2 protein-coding genes are annotated in these 2,866 nt (G+C 59.6%); one reads left to right on the plus strand and one right to left on the minus strand.

The window, feature by feature from the left end:
- Window positions 1–1,983: MobF family relaxase (gene mobF, locus RBR29_RS11715; protein ID WP_320349470.1), on the minus strand; the 1,983-nt coding region annotated here is incomplete at its 3' end.
- Window positions 1,984–2,459: 476 nt separating this feature from the next.
- On the opposite strand from mobF, the gene RBR29_RS11720 reads away from it, so the two are divergent.
- Window positions 2,460–2,866, plus strand: a 407-nt coding sequence (locus RBR29_RS11720) for a reverse transcriptase domain-containing protein (RefSeq protein WP_320349472.1), incomplete at its 3' end; no start/stop codon positions are given.

Below are 2,866 nucleotides of genomic sequence, written 5' to 3' on the forward strand. Positions count from 1 at the left end.
TACGCCGAACTGATCGGGGATGGTTAGTACCTGATCCAGCAGCGGCAGGGACTGGCTGGCCTGGCCGGTAGCGGCCAGTTGCACGGCTTGGCGCAGCCGTTCGGACCGCTGGCGCTGGATGTCGCCCATGAGGACGGTTTTCATGCCGTGTTCCTGCATCATGGCAAAGGCGCGGCCCGCCTCGATGGCCTTGGTCTGTGCGGTGTCGCCCAGTAGCACCACCTTGGCCCCGGTCGGCTGGATCAGCGCCAGCAGTTTGTCCATCTGGCGCACGGGCACCACCCCGGCCTCATCAATGACCACCACGGAGTGCGGCCCCAGGCGGTCCGTGAAGCTGCGTTTGTCACGGGCGGCCAGCACCGAGGCAACGGTATTGGCCTGGACGCCATCGTTGCGCAGATTGCGCACCATGTTGCCGTAGGGAGCCAGCGCCACCAAGGCCCGGTTGTGCTGTTGCAGCACGGTCTGGGCGTTTTGCAGGGCGAAGGATTTGCCCGTACCGGCCAGCCCCTGGATGCCGCTGATCTGGTCGGCGTCCGTGGTGATCAGCATGACTGCCTCCCGTTGTCCAGCTGTCAGACGGGTATCCAGTCCGTTTTCGATGGCCTGGGCGGGCAGGGCGGCCAGCCAGGTGCCGCGCCCGGTCTGTTCCGCCGCCAGGATGCGGGATTCGGCTTCATGCGCCTGGCGGGTGGCGTAGCGCGGGCTTTCCATCAGCAGCCGTCCCTGGGCAATGGCCTGGTCTACGAGCTGCAAGGCAGACTCGTGAGACGATCCGTTCAGGCGCACGACCTCTGTGGCCCAGCCCTCACGGGTCATGGGTGCCGCCTGGGTGTCCTGGGTGCTACGGTAGTGGGGCGCTTCGCGGATCAGGGTGCCAGCCTGGACCTGTGCCTGGATGGCGGCCTGGATGCTGGACACATCGGTATGACCCCCGGCGTGGCGCACGGCCTGTTGCAGCAGATCGGCCAAGGGCATGACCGATTCGCGTTCGGCCAGATGTGAAATGGCCCAGGTCAACGATGCCTGGGCTACCAGTGGGGAAGATTGATCCGTTTCGTGCTGCGGCTGGGCCTGTGGCCCTGCCTGCCCAAACTGGATGCCGATGGCGACAGCGGCCTCTTTCCAGGTCTGATGCAATGCAGCGCGGCTCATGTCCTGGGCCTTGGCTTGCCGGTGGGCCAGATTGATGCCCTGGCGCAGCGCATGGGGGGCCTGGTCGCGGCTGGTACCCCGTGCGGACAGTTCCGCCGTGATGCCGGTGCTGCGCTTGCTGAAAAACTCGATCTGCTGACGGCTGATGTGCGCCAGTTCGATATGGTTTTTCTCATGGCGCACGACGTAACCCAGCGCCCGGACATTGCGTTCCAACGTGGCCTGGTAGATGGAATCCGTGACGCGCAGGAGTTGGAAAATCTGTTCATTGGACAGCGCCACCCATCGACCATCGGCCCGCTGCGTCAGGTTCATCAGCAGGGCGTGGACATGCAGATGGGGATCGGGGGCTGCGCCTTCCGTGGGCCGTGCGGTTTCATGGCGGAATTTGGCGATGATCAGATTGCCTGTGTGTTCCACACGGGATTTGCCGCCTTCCTTGCGTCTGCCCATCGCCAGGTGCTTTTCCACATAGGCCAGTGCCGTGGCGACGGCATCGTCATTGGCCTGGATCAGGCGGTCGTCACCGCCGATCAGCGCCTGCAAGGTGATGCTTTTGGGCGCACCAAAGGTCAAATCCAGCGCGGCGCGGGCCTTGGCATCCTTGCGCACCGACTGGACCGCTGTGATGCCATGCCCAAAATCGCCCTGGAGCATGGTTTTGAAGCGGGCCGGGTCAATGGCTCCGACCGCGCCCAGGCGGCGGGCACCTTCGCCCTGCCAGGTCGCGGCACTGCCGTCGCGGCTGTAGTAGTCATCGGCCTGGTCGGCATAGTAGTGGGTAGCGAGGGCCGCACGGACCCGATAGATCTGGCTGTGCGAGATCATGGAGACTCCGGGATGGTGGATGGTTAAAGATCAGCCAGCAGGGGCGTGAGGCGCGTTAGTGCTGGTTGTTGGGTGAGGAGCGGGTTACAGGGTTGCCCGCTGTGACTGCAGATTCGGGGGGCACAGCAATCCCATTGACGATACGTTTCAAGTTGATACAATGACGTATAGCGTGAGCGCATCGCTCACTTGCCGCAACTGACGAATCAGAGTTGTTGGATAGGTCTGGAAACAGGCGTTGATCGGTTTTTCGAGCTGATCAGCATGTGGGGAGAGGGCGACTACCGTCCGTCTCTTCCAAGAAGAGAGTTAGTCGCAGGGTTTGGTCATGGTGGACATGGCTGTTGCCAACGACTCGTCAGCGGAAGCATCATGTCCTCCTGCGCCCTATTGCATGGGCTGGCCAAACCACTTTGATCGTATGTTCGGAGACAGATGTGCTTTATACGCCAAGGCTGAACCCGGAGAAGGTCTCGGTGGGTTCAATCGCGACGATCAGCGCACTGTGTAATGCACTTGACATTACTTCTAGCGAAGTTACCCAAGCGCTATCGTTGTCCGCAAGCGAACGCTACCAAGAGCATACTGTTCCCAAGCCAAATGGCTCATGTCGCACGGTTCATAATCCGCATCATTTAATAAGAAAAATTCAACGTAGAATAAATAAGCGGATTTTCTCTAATCCTGACGTAATTCTTTGGCCTGATCATGTATTTGGTTCGATTCCGAATGATGATTTGTCTATATCTCCTGCGGCAGAGAAAGATTATGTCAACTGCGCAAGACAGCATTGTGAGTCGAAAAGCATATTATCCATTGATATAAAAGATTTTTTTGATAATATTCACAAAGATAAAGTCAGGGAAATATTCTCGGATTTTCT

Origin of the sequence: Castellaniella sp., from assembly GCF_034007085.1 — a bacterium.
Taxonomy (GTDB): Bacteria; Pseudomonadota; Gammaproteobacteria; order Burkholderiales; family Burkholderiaceae_B; genus Castellaniella.